The sequence below is a fragment of the Streptomyces durbertensis genome, assembly GCF_014156695.1.
GTDB classification, from domain to species: domain Bacteria; phylum Actinomycetota; class Actinomycetes; order Streptomycetales; family Streptomycetaceae; genus Streptomyces; species Streptomyces durbertensis.
This window is the reverse complement of record NZ_WMLF01000043.1, coordinates 1-21,271: the sequence shown is the minus strand read 5'-3', so window position 1 is coordinate 21,271 and position 21,271 is coordinate 1. Positions and strand designations below refer to the sequence as shown.

Genomic DNA, 21,271 nt, shown 5'->3' with positions numbered 1-21,271 from the left:
GGCTACCTGTAGCCCGTCCGGCGATTGAGGAACGGGGGTCTGGGGGCTGGCCCCCAGGAAACGGGGAAGGCGCGGGGCTGGGGAATCTCACAGGCGGGTGGCCCCCCGCCCGTGTGTCCCGGTTTACCCAAGGCCCGCCAAACCGGTCGACAACTGTCCTAGTCTGGTCCGGCGTTGACACAACCGATCATCATCGCCGCGCGGGAGAGAGAACCAGTGACCAGCCAGCCCCACTCCGCGGTGTCCCGGACGGGCGGCCAGGCCGCCGCGAGGTGGCCCAGCCCGTCAGGCGCCGTGCCGCTCATGGGACCCCGGTTCCACACCGACCCGGCGGCGCTCTACCGGGAGATGCGGCGGGAGCACGGCCCGGTCGTCCCCGTCCTGCTGCCCGGTGACGTACCGGCCTGGCTGGTGATCGGCTACCGGGAGATGTACCAGGTCACCGGCGACCCGGTCCTCTTCCCCCGGGACCCGGGGCTGTGGAACCAGTGGCCGCACATCCCGCAGGACTGGCCGCTGCTGCCGATGATCGGCAACCGCCAGCCGTCGATCTACTACACCGTCGGCGAGGAGCACCAGCGGCACCTGAAGATGGTGGAGGGCGCGCTGGAGCGGGTGAGCCGCATGGAGCTGCGCAAGCACGCCGAGGAGCTGGCCGACCGGCTCGTCGACGGCTTCTGCACGGTCGGCGAGGCCGAGGTGGTCTCGGCGTACGCCAAGCCGCTGCCGATCCTCGTGCTCGGCCGCCTCCTCGGCTTCCCCGACTCCGACGGCCCGGCGCTGATCCGCACGCTCGGCGCGCTCGCCGACGGCGGCGCCGACGCGATCGCCGCCCACCAGGAGTTCGGCGCCCTCGTCGGCCGGCTCGTCGCCAGCCGCCGTGAGCGTCCCGGCGCCGACGTCACCTCCTCCATGCTGGCCTGCCCGGCGCACTTCACCGACGAGGAGTACCTGCTCGACCTGATGGCGATCACCGCCGCCGGGTACCTGCCGACCGCCGACTGGATCGGCAACTCGGTGCGGCTGATGCTGACCGACGACCGGTTCGCGGCCTCGCTGGCCGGCGGCCGGCACAGCGTCCACGAGGCGATGAACGAGGTGCTGTGGGAGGACACCCCCACGCAGATCCTCGCCGGCCGCTGGGCGGCCCGCGACACCCGGCTCGCCGACCGCCACGTGAACGCGGGCGACCTGCTGCTGCTCGGCCTCGCCGGTGCCAACTCCGACCCCGAGACGCAGACCGCGTCGGTCGGCTCCGCCGACGGCTTCCGCGACGGCAACTACGCCCACTTCGCCTTCAGCCACGGCGAGTTCCAGTGCCCTTTTCCCGCGCGCGAGATCGCCGAGACGATCGCCCGCACCGGCATCGAGGTGCTGCTGGACAGGTTGCCCGACATCGACCTGGCCGTCCCGGCGCAGGCCCTCGCGCGGCGTCCCTCCCCGTTCCTGCGGGGCATGACGGGGCTGCCGGTCCACTTCACGCCCACCCCCGCGTACGGAGGAAGACGTTGAACGGTCAGTCAGCGACCAAGCCAGCCGGTCAGGCACCGGAGACCGGGCGGTGCCCGCTGGTCATCGACCCCATGGTCGGGGACCTCGACGGGGAGACCGCGGCGCTGCGCGAGGCGGCCCCGATCACCCGCATCGACCTGCTGGGCGTGCCGGCCTGGACGGTGACCTCCCACGCCGAGGCCCGCCGCCTGCTGAACGACGCCCGCCTGGTCAAGGACATCAACCGCTGGGAGCTGTGGCGGAGCGGCCGGGTCACCCACGAGTGGCCGCTGATCGGCATGATCGACGCGGGCCGCTCGATGTTCACCGTCGACGGCCCCGAACACCGCCGGCTGCGCGCCAAGACGGCGCAGGCGGTCACCCCGCGCAGGCTGGAGGCGCTGCGCCCGGTCATCGAGGACATCACCGCCCGGCTGCTCGACGACCTCGCCGAGCACGGCGCCGACGGCCCGGTGGACCTCAAACCGGTCTTCGCCCAGCCGCTGCCGATGCTGGTGGTGAGCCACCTGATGGGCGTCGACCCCGCGCTGCACCCCCGGCTGCACGAGTTGTACAAGGCGTTCTTCTCGATGCTCACGCCGCAGGACGAAAGACTCGCGGTCATCGGGGAGTTGGACGTCATCTTCACGGAGATGGTGCGCGAGCGGACGGCCGCGCCCGCCGACGACCTGACCAGCGCGCTCATCCTCGCCGACGAGGGCGGCGAACCGCTCACCGAGGAGGAGGTGGTCGGCAACCTCAAGGCGATGGTCGCCGCCGGCCACGAGACCACGATCGGGCTGATACTCAACGCCGTCCGCGCCCTGCTCACCCACCCCGACCAGCTGGAACTCGTGCTGGACGGAAGCGTCGGCTGGGACACGGTGATCGAGGAGACGCTGCGCTGGGACACCCCCACCACCCACCTCCTGATGCGCTTCGCCACCGAGGACGTCCAGGTCGGCGACACGGTGGTGCGGGAGGGCGAGGGCGTGGTGGTCTCCTACCGCGCGATCGGCCGCGACCGCGCCCAACACGGCCCCGACGCCGACGCGTTCGACATCCGGCGCGAGACGCCGATCCGGCACATGACGTTCGGCCACGGCCCGCACATCTGCCCCGGCGCCGCACTCTCCCGCCTGGAGGCGTCCATCGCGCTGCCGGCGCTCTTCGAGCGCTTCCCGAGGCTGCGGCTGGCCGTCCCGGTGGAGGAGATCCGCAACCTCCCCGTGCTCACCCAGAACGACCTCGCCGCCTTCCCGGTCCTGCTCCACGGCAGCTGACGGCCGCACCCGAACAGGCCCGCGCGACACGGTCAACCACCGTGTCGTGCGGGCCTGTTCGCGTTCGACGCGGCACCCTCGCGGGTCGGTGGGCGCGGGGTGAAAAGCGCATGACACCCGTCGTCGGCGCCGCCTAGTCTCGTGCACATGCGCAGGACAGCCCTCGCGGCAGGAAGCCGCACATCGCCGACCGGCGGTCCCTCGACCGCCTGAACCCTGCAGCCGTCTCCAGCGGCGCGCCGGGCGCGCCACCCTTCTCTCCCGTTACGCCGGCCCTCCGGCGAGGAGTCAACCGTTCCCCCGTGCCGGGGTGCCACGTGCTGCCCGGCCCTGGGGCACGCATGCCCGCAAGCCACCCGATTCGTCCGCAACGCGAAGAAAGGACAGGACGTGACCACCCGTCGTCGCACCCGCATCGGCCACCGACCGCACACCATCCACCCGCACCGGCGCCACGGCGGCGACGACGGTCACGCCACCTGACGCCCTTCCCCGGAGTGAGACGTGCGGACGCCCCTGCCCCGAGCGGTCAGGGGCGTCCGGCGAAGTACACCGCCGCGACCTTCCGCCGCGGCTCGAGCCGAGGACTCGAACCGGTGTCCCCTCCCGGCGGGAGCAGTTGCACCGTCCATACCTCCGCCGACCTGTCGATCAACGGCACGTCGGCGCCCTCCACGACAAGTCCGGCGCCCTCGCAGGTGTACCGGGCGCTGAGTTCGCCTGGCAGGACCGGCGCCGGACCGCCCCAGCGGGGGTTGCAGCGGGTGCCGTCGTCCAGCTCCAGCGCCCACGGCCACCGGTCCGCCTCGGGGCGCGGCTCGGCCGGTCCGACCGGCCCGTCGGAGGTGGCGTGCCGCCGTACCCGCTTCTCCCAGGGGGACCCGCACAGCACGGTCGTGCGGTCCTGTTCGACCCAACATGCCTGAGCGGTAGCGGAGTTCGGGAAGCAGGTGACGATGTCGGGGGCGGTGGCCCACGGAGGGGGCCCGCAGCCGTCCAGCGGGGCGTCCGACAGGTCGAGGACCGCGTGGTCGGCCCGGACGTCGCCGGACGCGGTCACCGGGACGACGCTGACGATGCGGGTCCCGGCGGCCGGCGGAGCGTCCGGGCCGTCGGCGGGCGTGTTCTCCTCGCCGCCCGCCAACCCCGTCAGATAGGCGCCGCCCGCGAGCACGACCGCGGCCGAGACTCCCGCCGCCGCGACCTGGAGGCGCCGTCGCCCCCGCGGCCGGCCGCGCCTCGCGGACAGCCCGCCGACATCCCCGTCGCCGTGGTCCCCGCCGTCGCTCGGGGACGTGGTCGTCTGCCGGATCACCTCCAGGACCGCCTCGCGCACCGGCCGCAGGAACAGCAGCAGCGCGAGGGCGGGTGCCCAGTCGGCGCGCAGCGCGAGGTGTTCGCGGTGGCAGACCGCGCAGCGCTCGCAGTCGGCCGAGCGGGTGCAGGCGCTGGTGATCCGCGCCGGGTCGGTGACCCGGCACAGCCGGCACTGTCCGCAGCTGCCACAACGCGCGCAGTTGTAGGTGTGCTTGACCACGTGGTCCCGCAACTCGGCGCTGAACGGCACCGGGTGGCTGCTGACGATCTCGACCAGCAGAGCACACGTCGTGCGGTCGTTCGCCACGAGCAGGAAGGCGTGGAAGCCCTCACTGACCACGGTCTTGATCGCGGCGATCCGGTTGTTGACGGTCTTCGCGGCCCGGCCGAGCCGCTCGGCGATCCGGGCGGGGCTCAACTCCTCACGGTAGTAGCACTCGTACAGTTCCCGGTCGTCGGGCGGCAGGGTGCGGGCGACCTCCTGGACGACCAGTCGCGCCTGGTGGAGTCGGACCGGGTCGTCGGCCGGGTCGGGGCGTTCCGGGTCCTCGCGGGGGAGGTCGTCCAGGCTCCGGTCCTCGCCCAGCACCTTGGAGCGCCCGGCCTCCCGGCCGCGCCGCCGGTAGTGGTTGAGCCGGCGGCGGTCGGCGATGCCGAGCAGCCACGCCCGGAAGCGGTCGGGCTCCCTCGGCCAGGCCGACGACCGGGGGTCGGTGAGGATGGCGACCGCGTCGGCGAACGTCTGCTGGGTCAGCTCCGCGGCCAGCTCGGCGTCCCGGGTCCGGCCGGCGAGGAAGGCGAGGACGGCGGACAGGTGCCGCCGGACGAGCGTCTCCAACGCCCTTTCACGGGTGTCCGCTTCGACGGGGGCGCGCAGCCGCTCCAGCAGTTCGCGGTCCGTCGGGCCCTCCGCCTCGGACGTGGTCTCCGCGCCCATCAGGACCCCCTCCGCGCCGGGCCCGCCCGCCGCCCGGCGCTCGTCGGAAAGATCTTGGAAGTTCCTCGCTCCAACTCCGGGAAAGCCCGGGGCTCGTGACCCCGACCCTCCGCAAGCCGTTTCCGGCCACAGCGGAGGCATCTCATGTCGTCCTGTCCCCTACCCACCGGCCTTCTCGACCAGTCACCGGCGCTGCTGGGCGTCCCGGGGGTACTCGCCGCACTGCTCGTGCTGCTGCTCGCGCCCCTTCTGCACACCGCCGTGCGGGTGCTGCTCCGACGCCAGGCACGCCGGCTCACCCACCGGCTGCTGAGCCGCGTCCCCTCCACCGGCGATCCGGTGCGGGACAGGCGGCTGCGGCGGGCCGTGCTGCGCACCCACCTGACGGCGCTGGAGGGCGGCGGCCGGCGGCCGTGGCAAGCGCACCCGCCCCGGGCGGCCACCGCGTCGGGTGCCGTCCTGACCGCGCTGCTCGCCCAGTTGTGGGGCCCTCTCGGCCTCCTCACCGGCGCCGCCGCCCTCGTGCTGATGCTGGCGGCGCACGCCGCGGCGCCCTACGTGGAGGGTGCCCTCGCGCTGCGCGGCACCCTCCGGGAACTCGCGCGGCTGCCGCGCACCGGTGACCCGGCCGTCGACGCCGACCGGATGCGCGAGATCGTGCGGGCGGACCGGGCCGTGCTGCGGATCCTGAACGCGGGCCCGCCCGCCGACGGCTCTCCGGCGGCGGTCAGCCGACGCCGGCGCGGCGGCCGGCCCCGCCGCTGAGCACGCGTCGGCGCCCGCTCGGCCGCGCGAGGAAGGCGTGAGAGCGCTCCCGGCACCGGCAAGGCCGGGGGCGCCGCCCCACCCTGTCCGCACGCCACGCCCCCGCCGTCGGCAGGCGGCCCGCTCCCCCGGCACCTAGGCTGGAATCGACCGCCCTCCCGTCGAACGAGGCCCCTTCGGAGGTCCCGATGGACGTACTGGTACTGATCGGCCGCATCCTCTTTGTGATCCTTTTCCTCGGATCAGCCATGAACCATCTCGGCAAAACGGCCGCGATGGTCGGCTACGCGAAGTCCAGAGGGGTTCCGTTCGCGAGGCCGGCGACCCTCGTGACCGGTGTGATGCTGCTGGTCGGCGGACTCAGTGTGCTGTTCGGCGTCTGGGCCGACCTGGGCGCGCTGATCCTCTTCTTCTTCCTGGTACCGACCGCCGTGCTGATGCACGCCTTCTGGCGGGAGACCGAGGCGGGCGCCCGTCAGAGCGAGATGCTGCATTTCATGAAGGACCTGGCGCTGGGCGGCGCGTCGCTGATGCTGTTCGCCCTCATCGCGCACGCCGGCGACGACCTGGGCCTCATGATCACCGCGCCGCTGTTCACGATCAACTGACCGGATACGCGGAACGGCCCTGTTCCGGACCGGAGTCCGGAACAGGGCCGTTCGGTGCGCGAGGGCTCGGCTACGGAGAACAGAGCACTCAGAGGTCGAACTCGTGGGGCGGGATGCCCAGCGCGAAGCACGCCTCCTTGACCACGGCACGCTCGTCGGCGTCGAAGTTGCCGTCGGCGCCGCCGATGACGATGCCGATCTGGATGACCGCGCGCCCCTCCACCGGCTTCTTCTGGAGCTTGCCGATGACCTGCATCAGCGTCACCTTGGTGAGCTGGTAGTCGGCCGTCAGCTTCTGGCAGTTGTCGTCGAACCGGCGCTGGAGGTCGTCGGCGGGGAAGTTCTGCAGCACGTCGTTCGTCGCGATCAGCGACGAGACGCGCTGGCGCTCCGAGTAGTCGATCGAGCCGTCGGCGGCCGCCACCAGCGCGCACATGGCCATGCTCGCGTCGCGGAAACCACCACTCTTCAGCTCGTTCTTCTTGCTGTTGAGCTGGGACTGCATGGAGGCGGCGGATTCCTTGATCCGGTCCCACAGGGCCATTCGGTGATCTCCTCGGCGTCATGAGCGACTGTCGGTTATCACCGTAGAAGGTACCAAGTGGAAAAGTGCGGCGGCCGGGCGGAGTTGGCCGGTTGGCCGGATACCGGTCGGCGGGGGCGGGGGGATCGCGTCAGCGCCGCTCGGAGGGCGCGGCGCCGCCGTTCCCCTCGTCGGGGCGTTCCTCGTCGGGGTGCTCCCTGTCGTGGGGAGCGCGGCGCTCGGTGTCGCCGCGCTCGTCCGGTACGCGCGGCGGGCGCTCGCCCTCCTGGTAGACGCGGACGTCCTCGACGTCGTCGTAGTCCTCGAAGTCCGTCGCGTAGTCGGACTCGTCGTCGGCGGTGGTCCCGGAGGCGGTGGCCCCGGAGGCGGTGGTCCCGGAGGCGGCGGGCCCGGAGGTGGCGGGCCCGGCGGCAGGGGCGGTGCCGGGCCGGGTGCCGGGGTTGTCGTGGCCCCGGGCCCGTTCCGTGCCGGTGTTGTCGTCGGCGGCGCGGGCGTGGGCGTGGGAGCCGTTGTCGTCCGTCGGCTCGGTGGGGGCGGCTGTCGGTGTTCCGGTCTCGCCGGCACGTGGCGCCGCCGTGTCGTCCGTGCCGTCGTCCCACTCGGCGGCCGTGGCGCCGGCCGATGCGTCGACGGCGCGGTGCGCCCCCGGGCGCCGCCGGTGGCGCAGCGCGAACAGCAGCGTCAGCGCCACACCGGCGACCGCCCAGCCGCCGAGCACCACCAGCGGCATGGTCACCGCGGCACCGTCGAAGTAGGCGATCGACCGGGCGGCCCAGGTCCCCGCGCCCGGCGGCAGGGCGGGCCCGATCTCCCGCCAGAACGTCGGCAGCAGCGGCCCCGCGTAGGCGCCCCCCGCGCTCGGGTTGCCGAGCACCACGATCAGCAGGATCGCCAGACCGATGCCGACGACCCCGGCGAGCGCCTGCAGCGCCAGCGTCGCCGCGCCCACCGCGAACACCACCAGCGCGCCCAGCGCCGCGAGTTCGAAGCTGCTGCCGGGCAGCGCGTCGAGCACCGGGCCGACCAGTGCCGCGCCGCCGGCGCCGGCCGCCACCGAGTACAGCGCGAGCGCGACGATCCGGATCAGCGCCCTGGTCATGTTCGACGGACGCGCGCCGTAGCTCATGGCCATGATCGCCGCGCACAGGTAGCCGCCGACGCACCAGCCGACGACCAGGTAGAACGAGGTCAGTCCGCGGGCGTCGCCCCGGGTGGCCGGTACCAGGTCGACGGTCTCCAGGTTGCGCTGCCGGCCCTCCTGGACCTGCGTGAAGACACCTTCCAGCGCCTGCGCGAGGGAGGCCCCGGCGCCGGTCGCGACCACCAGGTCGTCGGTGTCGCCCGCCGGGTCGGCCACAAAGGCGGCGTCGACCTCCCGGTCCCGGACCAGCCGCTCGCCGGTGGCCCGGTCGGTGACCGTCCGCTTGACCTCGACCGGATCGCCGTCCAGCGCGTCGAGCTGACGTGCCAGCTCCGCGCCCGCCTGCTCGGGCGCCACGACCGCGATCGGCACCCGGTGCGGGGACGGCTTGTGGAAGGCGCCCACGTAGGAGGCGATGAAGGCCAGTTGCAGAGCGAGCACGCCGAGGATCAGCAGGACCGCGCGCGGCGTCACCGCCGTCACCAGGTCCTTGGTGATGCCCCGTCGTCCCGCGTGTGCCCGGTCCGAAGCCATGCGCCCAGCCTTCCGGTGCGGAAGGCCGGGCGCACGCTCACCTGCGCCGAACGGTGGACGGCGGGCCGCAGGCGCCCCCAGGCGGGTGAGAGCTCAGACGCCGATGCGCCTGCCGTCCTTGCGCCACACCGAGACCACCGCCGGGCGGTTGACCCTGCCCGGGCCGTCGGGCCACTGCGACTGCGGCTTCTCGAAGCTCGCACCGCTGATCTCGCCGGGGTGCTGCACGGCGACCAGGACCCGGTCCTCCTGCACGATCGGCCCGCAGGTCTCCGCGCCCCTCGGCACGGTCAGGAACTGCTTGAGCTCACCCCGGCGGTCGCCCGCCGTGGCCACGCCGAACAGCCCGTCGTGGGTGCCCAGCTTGTTTCCGTCGGTGGAGATCCACAGGTTGCCGTAGGCGTCGAAGGTGACGTTGTCCGGGCAGGAGATCGGGCTGACCCGGTCCTTGGGGTAGCCGGCGAAGTACGTCGACGGGTCCTCCGGGTCGCCGCACACCAGGAACAGCCGCCAGGCGAAGCCGTCGGAGGCCGGGTCGCCCCAGTTCTCCGCCATCTCCAGGATGTGGCCGTGCTTGTTCTCGTTCCTCGGGTTGGCCTCGTCGGCCGGGGCACGGCCCTCGGTACCGCGCGCTGTGTTGTTGGTGAGCGCCGCGTACACCCGGCCCGTGCGCGGGCTGGGCTCGACGTCCTCCGGGCGGTCCATCTTGGTGGCGCCGACCTTGTCGGCGGCGAGCCGGGTGTAGACGTACACCTCGTCGGCGGTCATGCCCGGCACGAACGACCGGTCGCCGGCGGCGAGCGGGATCCACTGACCGCTGCCGTCGAACTCGCCGTCCGAGGGCAGCTTGCCGCTGCCGTCGATCTCCTCGGCCGGGCTGTCGCCGGTGAGCCTGGCGACGTACAGGGTGCCCTCGTCGAGCAGCGTCAGGTTGTGCTCGCGGTCCGCGCGGGTGCGGCCCTTGCGCATGGCCTTGCTGGAGACGAACTTGTAGAGGTAGTCGAAGCGCTCGTCGTCGCCCATGTAGACCACCGCGCGGCCGTCGGCGGTCAGCTGCGGCTCGGCGCCCTCGTGCTTGAAACGGCCCAGCGCGGTGCGCTTGCGCGGCACGAAGTCCGGGTCGTACGGGTCGAGTTCGACGACCCAGCCGAAACGGTTCGGCTCGTTGGGCTCCTTGGTGAGGTCGAACCGGTCGTCGAACCGCTCCCACTTGCGGGAGGTGGCGCCGCCGGTCATGCCGTAGCGGGCCAGCCGCTGCTTCGTCTCCGGGTCGGTGACGGAGGCGGCGTTCGCGAAGTACTGGTTGAAGTTCTCCTCGCCCGAGAGGACCGTGCCCCACGGGGTGGTGCCGCCCGCGCAGTTGTTGAGCGTGCCGAACACCTTGGTGCCGGTCCGGTCCTTCGAGGTGCGCAGCAGCGGGCTGCCCGCGGCCGGACCGGCCATCCGGAACTCGCTCGCCGTGTGCAGCCGCCGGTTCAGCCGGTGCCGGGGCACGGCGGTGAGCTTGCCGGTCCTCCGCTCCTCCTGCACGATCACCACGCTCAGCCCGTGCGCGGCCTGCGCGATCGCCACCTGCTCCCGCGTGGGTGCGTTCCGGTCGTAGCCGGGGAACATCAGCTCCTCGTTGGTGTACTCGTGGTTCGCGAAGAGCAGCTGCCGGCCGTGCTCGCCGGGCAGGGGCAGGAGCGTGAGGAAGTCGTTGTTGTAGCCGAACTGGCCGGCCTGCGCCTTCGCGGACTGGCGGGCCGGGTCGAACGCGGGCGCGCCCCGCAGGATCGGGTCGCCCCAGCGGATGACCACGTTCTGGTCGTGCCCCGGCGGCACCACCACGGCGTCCGTGGTGTTCGGCTCGACGGGCGTGAAGCGCAGGCCCTTCGCGCCGTCCGCCTTGCCCGGCTTGCCGGGCTTGAGGCCCTTCGCCTCCCGCGCCCCGTCCGCCGCGAACGCAGGGGCGGAGGAACCGCCGAGCGCCGCCGCGCCGGCGGCCGCCACGGTCGCCACCGCGCCGGCGCGCAGCATCGAGCGACGCGACAACGCCTCGTCGACCATGTCCCCGAAGTAGGGATTGTCGCTCTTGTTCGGAACCTCCTGGAAACACGCGTCACCACAACGGTAGTGACAGGTCATCGCCGACCTGCCGCCGCTGTGGCTCCGGTCGATGAACGGAAGCAGCTTGCGCATGGGGCCCCTCCAGATCCGTACGCCATCAGACCCATACGCGGCGTGAAGTTATGGGTCCGGCCGGTACCACCGGCGACCACATGGTGAACACGGCATGAAGGCCGGGCAGCGGACCGGCCCGCCGCCTGCATACTTGGGCCCTCTACTCTTGCCACGCCGCCGGTGCACGCATCTGATGGAAAGGCGCTTCCCCATGGGCATACGGAGTCTGCTGCAGAACCTCTTCGGCCGTAAGCGCGCCGACGGCGTCAGGGACGCACCGGCGGCGGAACCCGCCGCGCCGGAGACGCCGGGGACGGCGTCGGAGGCGGCGTCGGAGGCGGCGTCGGAGGCGGCGTCCGCGTCTTCCGGCCCTTCGACGGCCACCGCCGTCGACATGCCGACGGCGAGCACGGCGACGGCGAGCACGGCGACGACCGCGACGACAACCGCGACGGAGACGGAGACGGCAAGCGCCGTCCCCGCCCCGCGTGCGACGCCGGACGCCGAGGCCGGCGAAGCCGGCGAAGCCGGCGAAGCCGGCGGCGGCGAGCGAAAGGAATCGGCCACGGAAGCGGCCCCGAGCACGGGCCGCACCACTGCCGAGGACTTCCTCGACTCCGTCGTCTCCGCGACGCCGTCGCCCGAACCGGCGCCCTCGCCCGAGCCGACGACGGCGCCCGAACCGACGCCGGCGCCGGCGCCCGAGCCGAGGACGGCGCCCGAGCCGGCGCCGGCGAAGCCGTCCGCGACCGCCGAGGAGCCGAAGAGCGCGACCGTCGACACCACGGACGAGGCCGACGGCACCGCGGAGCCCGCGGCCGCCGTCGAACCGGCCCCGGCCGCCGCCGAACCGCTCACCACCCGGACGGCGGCCGACGTCACCCCCGTGGCCGCCGCCCACACGGGTGGTGTTGCGGTCTCCGCCCCCGACGCCGGCAGGGCGACGCCTGCCGAGGAGCCGGCCGACGCGCCGGTTGCCGCCGCGGACGTCACCGCCGACCCGGCCGACGCCGGCGAGGCCGTGACCGAGCCCGTCGTCGCGGAGCCGGCCGTCGTCGCCGCCGACCAGGCGGCGCCGGTCGCGGACGGTGGGGCCGCCGAGGCTCCGGCCGACGAGGCGGCCCCGGCGCCGGGGAGTGCGATCTCGTTCGAGAAGGTGCGGGAGAGCGCGCCGGGGCTGGTCAGCCTGTACAAGGCGGCGGCCGTGTCGCTGGAGAAACACGGGCTGGCCGGTCAGCGGGCGGCCGTCTACCTCGTCCTGGACCGCTCCGGCTCCATGCGCCGCTACTACAAGGACGGGACCGTCCAGCACCTCGCCGAGCAGGTGCTCGGCCTCTCCGCGCACCTCGACGACGACGGCACCGTGCCGGTGGTGTTCTTCTCCACCGACATCGACGGCACCGCCGACGTCGACCTGGCCAACTACCCGGGCCGGGTGGAGGAGCTGCACGCCTCCTACGGGCACATGGGCCGGACGAACTACCACCGGGCCGTCGAGGCCGTCGTCGAGCACTACGAGCGCTCGGGTGCGAAGGACCCGGCGCTGGTGATCTTCCAGACGGACGGCGCGCCCACGTCCCGCCCGGCGGCCGAGAAGGCGCTGTGCGAGGTCGCGGAGAAGCCGCTGTTCTGGCAGTTCGTCGGCTTCGGCGACCCGCGCTCGGCGGGTCTGAACTTCCTGCGCAAGCTGGACGCCGGGCTGCCGGTGCCGGAGCGCCGGAAGGTGGACAACGCGGGCTTCTTCCACGCCGGTCTGGAGCCGCGCGAGCTGTCGGACAAGGAGCTGTACGAGGCGCTGACCGCCGAGTTCCCGCAGTGGCTGAAGGCCGCCCGGGAGGCCGGCGTACTGGACTGAGCCCCGTTTCGGCACGCCCCTCGTCCGGACACGTCCCTCGTCCGGACACACCACTGGGCGGTCGCTTCCACCGGGTGCGCGGTGGGGCGACCGCCCAGGGCGGTCCGGGGCGGATGGTCCGGCCCGGCGGGGGATTGTCGGGCCCGGGCCTCCGGTCCGGGTTCGGGGGGCGCGTCACGCGCCCGTTCGCGCCTTACGCGCCGGGGACCTTGTCGAGGAAGCCGTAGACGCGGTCGATGCGTCCGTCCTCGGTGGTGACCGCGACGTCGAAGCCGATGGCGATCGGCTCGGCGCCGGGCTCGGTGACCAGGCCCCAGCGGAAGCGGGCGATGTTGTGGTGGGCGTCGACGTCGCCGAGCTGCTCGAAGCGGAGACCGGCGAACTGCTCCTGGGCGCCGGCGATGACGGCGCCCACGCCGTCGTGTCCGGAGACGTCGGCCAGCGGGTCGGTGTAGACGGCGTTCTCGGTGAAGAGCTCGCCGATGGCCTTCGCGCGCCGGTCGGCGTCGGCCTCGTTCCAGACGTCCAGGTAACGCGCGACGACCGCGTTCAGGTCGGCCATGTCAGACTCCTCCGTGTTGCCGTGTCGGTCGATCCCTCCTGGGGATGCTCCGAGTCTCCGTTCGGCGGGTGCCGGGTCACAACGCCGGACCTGTGACTCCGTCAGGTCCGGCGCGGCTCTGCGCCGGTCACTGCGCCGGCGCCCAGGTGGGGAGGGCGTGCGGCTGGACGGTGAAGGTGGCCCGGGCGCCGATCGTCTCCTGGTACTCGCCGTCGTGTTCCAGCGGCAGCCGGGCGCCGTCGAGGCGTTCGACGACGATGGTCCGGCCGCGGCCGTAGGCGGTGGCCGGGTGGGCGAGGTGGGACGCGGTGCGGGTCAGTTCGGGGACGTCGACGGCGGGGATCCCGCCGCCGATGGCGCACACGTCGAGCAGGCCGTCGTCGAGTTCGGAGTGCGGCAGCACCTCGTACTGGCCGCCCCGGTAGCGACCGCCGCCGACGTTGGCGAGGACGGTCGGCCCCTCGTGGACGACCTCGCCGTCCACGGTGACCCGGCCGGGGTAGGGCGGGTAGTCCTCGGCCGTCTGCGCGAAGGCGCGCGCGTAGCGGGCCCGGCCGTGCAGCGGGATCGTGCGGGCGGTGGGCAGCGCGTCGGCGATGACGCCGCTGCACGCGCCGAGGAAGACGAGGTTGCCGGTCTCCGCGAGCAGCGCGAGGTCGAGGCGGCGGATCGTGGCGCTGCCGCCGGGGTCGGTGACCACGGCCTTCAGCGCCTCGTCCCAGGGGCGGTCGCCCCAGATCATGCGGTAGCCGGAGTTGCCGGTGCCGCCGGGCACGATCGCGAGTGCGGCGGGCGACGTCTCGCGGTGGACGCCGGGCCCGTCGGCCGCGCCGGCAAGTCCCTGGACGACCTCGCGCACCGTCCCGTCGCCACCGACGGCGACGACCAGGTCGGGCCGGGGGCCGGGGCGTTCCCGCACGGCGTGCCGGACGGCGCGGGTCGCGTCGCCGGGCGCCGTGGTCAGGTACGTCTCGACGTGGGCGAGCGCCGAGCCGCACAGTTCGGCGACCTCGCGGAGCAGCCGTGGACTGTGGCTGCCGGAAGCGGGGTTGGCGACGACGATCGCCCGCGACGGGGGCGCCACGGGCGTGCGGGTACGGTCCATCACTTCTCCTCGCGGTGGGCGGCACCGGTCCGGCGCCACCGACCGCGGCTGCCGCCGACCCGGTCGCTCGGGTGCCTTTCCACAGCTGTGGAAAGGAGAGCGGAGAGGGCAGGATTCGAACCTGCGCGGGCCGCGAGGACCCGACCAGATGCCCGGAAGCACCCGGACCCCGTTGGGCCACTTCGGGTACCTCTCCATGACACCGGGGGAGAGCGGAGAGGGCAGGATTCGAACCTGCGCGGGCCGTGAAGACCCGACCAGATGCCCGGAAGCACCCGGACCCCGTTGGGCCACTTCGGGTACCTCTCCTCGTCTCCCCCGGGGGCTGGCGCCCCTTCCCGGTGACAGGTAAGACTGTGCCGGACCGCTCTGACCGCTCGCTGACGTGACACTGACAACCGGCGCACGCCATGTGGCGCACCACTGAAAGCGCTCTCGTGCGCCGGTACCTCGTCATGTCCGGATCCCGTCCCCGAGCGGTCTACCGGCGGTCCACCGGCTCATGCCCCCGGTACCTGACGGAGTCGTCGACGAGCGGTGGGACTCCCGTTCGGGCCGAGCACGCTGGACGCAGTCCTTAACGGGGAGGCCCGCGTGCTGAACTTCGAAATCCTAGGCGGACTTCAGGTCCACAGTCCCACCGGCGTCCACGAGGTCAGCGGCGTCTCGAAACGGGTGCTGCTCCAGGCGCTCCTGGTGAGCGAGGAGCGGACCGTCTCACACGGCGCGCTCGTGGAGGAGGTGTGGGGCGAGGACGTGCCCACCGGTGTGGTCAACGCCCTCCAGGCGCACATCAGCCGCCTCCGCAAGTGGCTGCGCTCGATCGGCGGCGACGCCGGCGGCACCCGGCTGGTCAGCTTCTCGCACGGCTACCAGCTGGTGCTCGGCGACGCGCGCCTGGACGCCACCGTCTTCCGGGACGCCGTCGTCGAGGCCGCCGGGCTGCGGGACGCGGAGCCGGAGAAGGCCGTCGAGGCGCTGCGTTCCGCGCTGCCCCTGTGGCGCGGACCGGTGTTCGGCGGGAACTTCGGCGGTCTGCTGAGCGAGTGCGCCGCGACCCGCTACAACGAACTGCGACTCCAGGCCCTGGAGACCCTGTTCGACGCCGAGATATCGCTGGGCCGCCACGCGTCGCTGCTCGGCGAGCTGTACGAGGCGCACCGCGCCAACCCGCTGCGGGAACGCTTCTGCGCCCAGCTCATGCTCGCGCTCTACCGGTCCGGCCGGCAGGCCGAGGCGCTGACCGTCTACCGGCGCACCCGCGAGCGGCTCGGCGACGAACTGGGCATCGACCCCACGCCCGACCTGCGCAAGCTGGAGGAGTGCATCCTGCGCCACGCGCCGTGGCTGCGCAGCGCCAGGGACCACACGGCCGCCCTGGCCCCCGCCGGCCGCTGACCCGCGCCCCGGCCGCGGGGCGCCGGCGGCGGCCGGTGCCGCTCCCTCCGCCCACCGGCGACCGGCCCGCCACGCCCGACCCGGGCGACCAGCCGGCCGATGCCCCGCCCACCGGCGACCGGCCGACTGGTGGCCGGCGCGGACCGCACCGCTCGGCGGGCGCCGTACCGCTCCCGTCAGGGCCGAAGCCTCCGCCACTGCGGGTCGTAGCAGACCAGGCCCGTCGACCGCGCGAGGTCGGCGGCGTAGGCGGAGGCCTCGTCCGCCATGCTGAAGCGCATCGGGAAGTAGACCAGCGGCCCGCTCGCCTCGTTGATCAGCGGGCTGGTCGACCACGGCGAGGTGTCGTCCTCGTCCTGGTCCAGATCGCACCACCGGTCCAGCAGCGCGGCGACGTAGGCGGCTATGCGCTCGGTCGGCGGCTGGTCGGCGTCCGTGTCCACCAGCCGGTCGTACAGGTCCTGGAAGACAAGCCCGGCGGCCTTGTCGTCCGCCGGCCGCTCGCCCTCCCAGACGGCCAGGTCGTAGCTCATGGCGAGGACCTTGCCACACGGCACTGACAACGGGCCCGGGGCCGGAGCGTCGTACCGCTCCGGCCCCGGGCCCGTTGTCGTCGGTCCGCGCACCCGGCGGCCTGTCGGACGGCCGGGTGGGCGGACGGCGTCAGCCGTCCAGCGCGGCGTCGAGTTCGGCGAGGGCGCGGGCGCCGCCGGCCAGGGCCTCCGGGTCGTCGGGGGCCTGGATGATGCCGAAGAACGTCTCGACGACGGCCTGTTGCAGCGCGGAGACGTCCGGCCGCGGCGGCAGCGTGGTGGGGGGCGTCGCGGGGCTCACTGTGGTCTCGGACATGGCTGACTCCCTCTCTCAGAAGGCGTTGGCTGCGCGGAAGACGTGGGCGAAGGCGCCGAGGTCGGCGCGGCCCTGGAACGCGACGTACTCCGGGAGGACGGCGTGGGGGGCCCACTTCTCCTTGTAGGAGAGCTGGGTCTTCGCCGGGTACACGGCCTCGCCGTGCTCCCACAGGTGGTGCATGAACCACTGGAAGGCGCTGCTGCGGCCGGGCAGTTCGTGCTCCTCGGAGAGCCCGGTGAACGGTGTGAAGCCGAAGTGCAGCCAGCCCGCGCCCTCCTCGGTGAACCTCTCGATGGCGGTCGCGTTGATCGCCTCCATCACTCCGGGCGGGCCGCCGGGGAGCCGCCGGCTGAGGTCGTGCATCCAGCCGGTCCGGTTGCCGTACACCGGGGAGTAGGAGATGTAGCCGGTGGGCCGTCCCTCGATGCTGCCGAGGAAGAGCCGGCGGTAGCGCTGGGCCCAGCCGCCGGTCTGGCCGACGAGGAACTCCAGCGGCCGCGCGTGCTCGCCCTTGGTGCCGAGCCAGGCGGCGTCGATCTCGGCCACGGCGTCGCGGTGTTCGGTAGCGTCGACCTCCTCGACGACAAGCCCGGCCCGGAAGGAGCGGGAGATCTTGTTGCGGAGCTGCATGAAGCGGGTGCCGCGCAGGGTGTGTTCCGCGAGGTCGACGGCGTAGGAGGCGCCGACCTGGTTGACCGTGAAGCCGTGCTCGACGTACAGCTCGGCGTCGTACCGCGCGAGTTGCACGCCGACGACCGTGCGGTCCTGCTCGCGGGCGAACTCCAGGAACCTTCGCAGCAGTTCAGCCCGGTCACCGTCGGCGGCGAAGGGCCCGCCGAACTGGACGAGGAAGCCGCCGGCGGCCCGGTAGCAGACCGCGCCGTCCAGGTCGGGCTGGACGAAGCGCGAGGTCTCCTGGTTGACCGCCAGGAACGCGGAGGGGTTGTCCGCCTGGGTATGCCTGCGGATGGCATCCAGGATCTGGTCGTTGTTCGCTGTCGCTACCGTCATACTCGATCCTCTTCCGCCATTTCGCGCTGCTGGTGGAGTTCCTTCCGGCGCTGCCTGAGGGCGCCGTTCCACGCCGCCTCACACAACGTGCCGCGCCGGTTTCGGAGTAGAGCACCGACGGGCCGCGACGACAAGCGGATGTGACGAGGTTCCGGGGAATTCACGGGATATCAACGCCCTGTCAGGGGCGGGTAAGCGGCGGGTCAGCCGCGGCCCGCACGGTGGGCGCGCCCATGACCACCGTCAGCACGAACCGACAGGGGGCGGTCCCGCGTGACCAGACTGCTCAGCACCAACATGGTGCAGGCGCTGTGTTCGGAGTGGGGTGTCGACCCACCGGCCGAACCGGTCGACGAACCAGGCCCGGCGCTGGCGAGACTGGCCGACTGGGCCGCCGCGGTACGTCCCGAGATGATCCCGTGCCGGGTGCTGAAGCTGGCGGCGAGCCAGGTGCTGTCGCAGGTGGCGTCGGTACGGGCGGGCGCCGCGCATCCGCTGGGGCAGCGCCTGGCGGCGGCTTTCGGCCGCCCGCTCCAGGACGACCCGCGGATGTCGGCCGGGGTGCTCGCGGGCCTGGGTTCCTGGCTGAACCTGGACGACACCGCGTACGCCGGCCACCTGTCGAACTCCACTGTCGCGGTGCCGCTCGCCTACGCCCACGCCTACCGGCTGGACGGTCTCGGCCTGCTGACGGCCGTGGTCGTGGCGAACGAGTGCGCGGCCCGGATCACCGCCGCCGCGACGCTGGGCCCGCTGCGCGGGCAGAGCGCCGTGCACACGCACCTGGCCGGGGCGGTCGCCGGGCGGCTCGCCTGCGAGCAGGCGCCGGCGGAGGTGTGGCAGAACGCGTTCGGGCTGGCCTTCGGCATGCCGAACTGGCCGCTCATGCGGGCGTTCCTGGCGAGCGACGCCCGGCTGCTGAACACCTTCACCCCGGTCCGCACCGCGATGGACGCCTGCGACGCGGCCCGCGCCGGGCTGCTCGGCGCGCCCGACCTGATCGAGCACCCGGACGGCTTCCTGGCCCGGTTCGCGAGCGTGCCGCTGCCGGGCGCGGCCACGGCCGGCCTCGGCAGGCGGTGGCACACCGAGACGCTGTCGTTCAAGATGCACCCCGGCGGCCCGGGCATCGACGCGGCCGTGGACTGCGCGGCCGACCTGCACCGGATGCTGCGCCCGCTGTCGCCGGAGGACGTCGAGGAGATCGTCGTCGAGGCGTCGCTGTACACGCTGTACGCCGCCCGGCACGCGGAGCGGTACGTGTCGGGGCCGGGCTCGCCGCAGGGCGCGCTGGTGCTGCACGTGCCGTACCCGGTGGCGACGACGCTGCTGGGCGGCGCCTTCTCGGTGGACGACTTCGCCGGGCCCGCCCTCGAGGACCCGGCACGATGGGCGCTGGCGGACAAGGTCCGGCTGGTCCACGACGTCGGGATGACCCGGGAGCTGCTGCGCTCGGAGGCCCCGTTCGGGGAGGCGCTGCGGCAGGCGGGCGCGGACGGCGAGGCGTGGCTGGAGGACTTCGGCGGCGCCTCGGTGGTGGAGCTGCTGGACCGGGAGCGGCCGGGGGCCGAGGACTTCACCCGGGCCACGAAGGCGACCGGCGCACGGGTGACGGTGCGGCTGCGGGACGGGCGGGAGTTCAGCCGGGAGCGGCTGATCCCGGTCGGCGCGGCCGGCCCGGAGACCCGCCGCTTCCACTCCCGGATGGTGCGGGAGAAGTTCGTCTCGCTGGGCGGCCGGACGGACGTCGCCAGTCGGGTGACGCGGCTGCACCGGATGCCGGCCCCGGAGCTGCGCGAGTGGATCGAGTCCGCGCTCCGGCCGTGAACAGACCCGGCGCGCCGTGTTTCCCGGAGGTCTTCCGGGCGTTTTTCCGAATCCGTCTCCGTACTTCCTCTCCGCTGTTTCACCCACCCATTCCAGTCAGGCCCGTGTCAGTCCCTGGTAAGAGCCCGCTGACACGCTCGAACACGCGCTGGCCGACATTTGCCAGGCGATGAGGAGGCAGTTGTCATGTTTCCGAACGGAAATGCAAAGGTCGCCGTCCTTGAGGACACCGGGGAGGACCGGGAGGAGACCGGCGGTCGGCGGGGTCGTCCGCTGCTGAGCTACCAGTCCTATGTGGGCGGTGCGGATCTGCCCAACAACGCCTGGGTGTACACGATCAGTTCGCGCTCCCTGCTGGAGGACGTCTTCACCAGCGTCTCGCTCAAGCGGGAACTGGAGCGGGACCCGGAGTCCGACGCCGCCGACCACCCCTACGTGGTGGGCCGGGTGGCGGTGGCCAGCGAGGAGGAGAACCGGCTCGCGCTGGAGGCCGCCGCCGAGGCGGCGCCGCGCTGGGCGGCCGTCCCGCTGGACGAACGCATGCGGCTGGGCGAGCTGTTCCGCGAGGCGCTGATCGAGCACCGCCAGGAGTTCCTGGACATGCTGGTCGCCGAGGCGCACCCGGTGAAGCTGGCCCGCTGGGAGCTGAGCTGCCTGCTGGAGGTCTACAGCCAGGAGAGCTGCCAGTGGTACCGCAAGCGGATGTACACCGAGTGCGAGTACCAGGGCCGCACGCTGATCTCGCACCGCCAGCCGGACGGCGTGGTGTGCCTGAACCCGCCGCAGAACGCGCCGGCCCCCAGCGCCGCGCTGGCGGTGCTGGCGCTGATGGCCGGCAACGCCGTGGTGGTGCGGGCGCCGCGCAGCATCGCGCTCAGCACGATGTACGTGCTGCGGGACCTGGTGGCGCCGCTGCTGGAGAAGGTCGGCGCGCCGCCCGGCACGCTGAACATCGTCTGCGGCAACGCGCGCAGCACGATGGACCTGTGGGTGGAGAGCCCGCTGGTGAACGACATCTTCTACATCGGCGGCAGCGAGCAGGGCCTGAAGCTGCAGGAGCGCTGCATCGCGGCGGGCAAGAAGCCCATCCTGGAGCTGGCGGGCAACGACACGATCGTGGTCTGGAAGGACGCCGACCTGTCGCTGGCCGCCGAGGCGATCACCGAGTCGTTCTACGGGTCGGGCCAGATCTGCATGGTGCCGAACACCGTGCTCGCGCACCCGGAGATCGTGGACGACCTGATCGCGGAGGTGCGGGAGAAGGTCAAGGGGATCCGGCCGGGCTTCCCGCAGGACGAGGGTGTGCTGCTCTCGCCGGTGCGGCGCAGCGAGCGGTTCTTCGGGCTGCTGCGGCAGGCGCTGGACGAGGGCGCGGAGCTGGTGTGCGGCGGGCACCGCACGGAGGTCGACGGCACCCGCTCGGAGACCGGCGTGTTCCTGGAGCCGACGGTGCTGCGGGTGGAGGGCCTGGAACGCGGCCGGCGCATCGAGGCCGTGATGCAGGAGACGTTCTTCCCGCTGCTGCCGATCGTCTCCGTCGAGCCGGCGCCGGCGGACGAACTCCGCGAGATCTTCGTGAACTTCGTCAACTCCAACGCCTACGGACTGCGCAACTCGCTGTGGTCGCGCTCGCCGCGTGTGATCAACACCTTCGTCAGCCGCACCACCAACGGCGGCCTGCTGAAGGTGAACGACTCGCACATCGGCTTCCTGCCCTACCTGCCGAGCCACGGCGGCACCGGTCTGACCGGCGGCGTCTTCGGCGAGGCCAACTACCCGATGTTCAAGACCTCGCACCTCCAGGGCGTGAGCATCAGCGACGGCGTCAGCCCCTACCGGGCGGTCTTCGGCGACTGAGCCACCCGCCGACCCGACATC

The 21,271-nt window shown here is 73.0% G+C and carries 16 protein-coding genes, 2 tRNA genes and 1 pseudogene; 8 read left to right on the top strand and 11 right to left on the bottom strand.

The features are described from left to right. Positions 1–303: 303 nt before the first annotated feature. Together GL263_RS05130 and GL263_RS05125 are read left to right on the top strand one after the other, a co-directional pair. Positions 304–1,512 (top strand): cytochrome P450 family protein, encoded by a 1,209-nt coding sequence (locus GL263_RS05130; protein WP_182854358.1) that lies wholly within the window; start codon positions 304–306, stop codon positions 1,510–1,512. Between the two features lie 71 nt (positions 1,513–1,583). After that, positions 1,584–2,774, top strand: coding sequence for a cytochrome P450 family protein (locus GL263_RS05125; RefSeq protein WP_182854360.1), 1,191 nt, complete (start codon positions 1,584–1,586; stop codon positions 2,772–2,774). Positions 2,775–3,303: 529 nt separating this feature from the next. Here the strand turns inward: GL263_RS05125 and GL263_RS05120 are convergent. After that, positions 3,304–5,028, bottom strand: a complete 1,725-nt coding sequence (locus tag GL263_RS05120) for an RNA polymerase sigma factor (RefSeq protein WP_182854357.1) — start codon at positions 5,026–5,028, stop codon at positions 3,304–3,306. Positions 5,029–5,172: 144 nt separating this feature from the next. Here GL263_RS05120 and GL263_RS05115 point away from each other — a divergent pair, with 144 nt between their 5' ends. Beyond that, positions 5,173–5,793: a hypothetical protein gene (locus GL263_RS05115; protein ID WP_182854356.1), complete on the top strand. Its 621-nt coding sequence runs from the start codon at positions 5,173–5,175 to the stop codon at positions 5,791–5,793. Positions 5,794–5,981: 188 nt separating this feature from the next. After that, positions 5,982–6,401, top strand: coding sequence for a DoxX family protein (locus tag GL263_RS05110; RefSeq protein ID WP_182854355.1), 420 nt, complete (start codon positions 5,982–5,984; stop codon positions 6,399–6,401). Positions 6,402–6,489: 88 nt separating this feature from the next. Here GL263_RS05110 and GL263_RS05105 read toward each other — a convergent pair whose 3' ends face one another. The 3 genes and pseudogenes from GL263_RS05105 to GL263_RS05095 all read right to left on the bottom strand — a co-directional run bounded on the left by GL263_RS05105 (position 6,490) and on the right by GL263_RS05095 (position 10,801). After that, positions 6,490–6,945, bottom strand: a complete 456-nt coding sequence (locus GL263_RS05105; protein ID WP_182854354.1) for a tellurite resistance TerB family protein — start codon at positions 6,943–6,945, stop codon at positions 6,490–6,492. Between the two features lie 601 nt (positions 6,946–7,546). Further along, positions 7,547–8,620, bottom strand: a pseudogene (locus tag GL263_RS05100) (YhgE/Pip domain-containing protein); the annotation flags it as partial. 93 nt (positions 8,621–8,713) lie between these two features. Next, positions 8,714–10,801, bottom strand: coding sequence for a PhoX family protein (locus GL263_RS05095; protein WP_182854353.1), 2,088 nt, complete (start codon positions 10,799–10,801; stop codon positions 8,714–8,716). Positions 10,802–10,994: 193 nt separating this feature from the next. On the opposite strand from GL263_RS05095, the gene GL263_RS05090 reads away from it, so the two are divergent. After that, positions 10,995–12,638, top strand: a complete 1,644-nt coding sequence (locus GL263_RS05090; protein ID WP_182854352.1) for a vWA domain-containing protein — start codon at positions 10,995–10,997, stop codon at positions 12,636–12,638. A gap of 193 nt (positions 12,639–12,831) precedes the next feature. Here GL263_RS05090 and GL263_RS05085 read toward each other — a convergent pair whose 3' ends face one another. The 4 genes from GL263_RS05085 to GL263_RS05070 form a co-directional block, all read right to left on the bottom strand. Next, the gene (locus GL263_RS05085; protein WP_143648004.1) at positions 12,832–13,200 is read right to left on the bottom strand and encodes a nuclear transport factor 2 family protein; all 369 of its coding nucleotides are present in this window, start codon (positions 13,198–13,200) and stop codon (positions 12,832–12,834) included. A gap of 127 nt (positions 13,201–13,327) precedes the next feature. Next, the gene (locus GL263_RS05080; protein WP_182854351.1) at positions 13,328–14,305 is read right to left on the bottom strand and encodes a diacylglycerol/lipid kinase family protein; all 978 of its coding nucleotides are present in this window, start codon (positions 14,303–14,305) and stop codon (positions 13,328–13,330) included. A 100-nt stretch (positions 14,306–14,405) separates the two neighbouring features. Further along, positions 14,406–14,501: transfer RNA gene (locus GL263_RS05075), tRNA-OTHER, on the bottom strand. A gap of 17 nt (positions 14,502–14,518) precedes the next feature. Beyond that, positions 14,519–14,614: transfer RNA gene (locus tag GL263_RS05070), tRNA-OTHER, on the bottom strand. A gap of 285 nt (positions 14,615–14,899) precedes the next feature. Between GL263_RS05070 and GL263_RS05065 the strand changes: the two genes are divergently transcribed. Then, on the top strand, positions 14,900–15,703 hold the full coding sequence (locus GL263_RS05065; RefSeq protein WP_182854350.1) for an AfsR/SARP family transcriptional regulator: 804 nt from the start codon (positions 14,900–14,902) through the stop codon (positions 15,701–15,703). A gap of 176 nt (positions 15,704–15,879) precedes the next feature. Here the strand turns inward: GL263_RS05065 and GL263_RS05060 are convergent, their stop codons facing one another. The 3 genes from GL263_RS05060 to GL263_RS05050 form a co-directional block, all read right to left on the bottom strand. After that, complete coding sequence (locus GL263_RS05060) at positions 15,880–16,236, bottom strand: hypothetical protein (RefSeq protein ID WP_182854349.1); 357 nt, start codon at positions 16,234–16,236, stop codon at positions 15,880–15,882. Positions 16,237–16,366: 130 nt separating this feature from the next. Beyond that, on the bottom strand, positions 16,367–16,552 hold the full coding sequence (locus tag GL263_RS05055) for a hypothetical protein (RefSeq protein WP_182854348.1): 186 nt from the start codon (positions 16,550–16,552) through the stop codon (positions 16,367–16,369). 15 nt (positions 16,553–16,567) lie between these two features. Continuing rightward, a complete protein-coding gene (locus tag GL263_RS05050) occupies positions 16,568–17,566 on the bottom strand; it encodes a bifunctional lysylphosphatidylglycerol flippase/synthetase MprF (protein WP_182854347.1) in 999 nt (332 codons plus the stop codon). A gap of 297 nt (positions 17,567–17,863) precedes the next feature. On the opposite strand from GL263_RS05050, the gene GL263_RS05045 reads away from it, so the two are divergent. Together GL263_RS05045 and GL263_RS05040 are read left to right on the top strand one after the other, a co-directional pair. Next, a complete protein-coding gene (locus GL263_RS05045) occupies positions 17,864–19,393 on the top strand; it encodes an MmgE/PrpD family protein (protein WP_182854359.1) in 1,530 nt (509 codons plus the stop codon). Between the two features lie 186 nt (positions 19,394–19,579). Continuing rightward, positions 19,580–21,250: an aldehyde dehydrogenase family protein gene (locus tag GL263_RS05040; protein WP_182854346.1), complete on the top strand. Its 1,671-nt coding sequence runs from the start codon at positions 19,580–19,582 to the stop codon at positions 21,248–21,250. Positions 21,251–21,271: the final 21 nt, after the last annotated feature.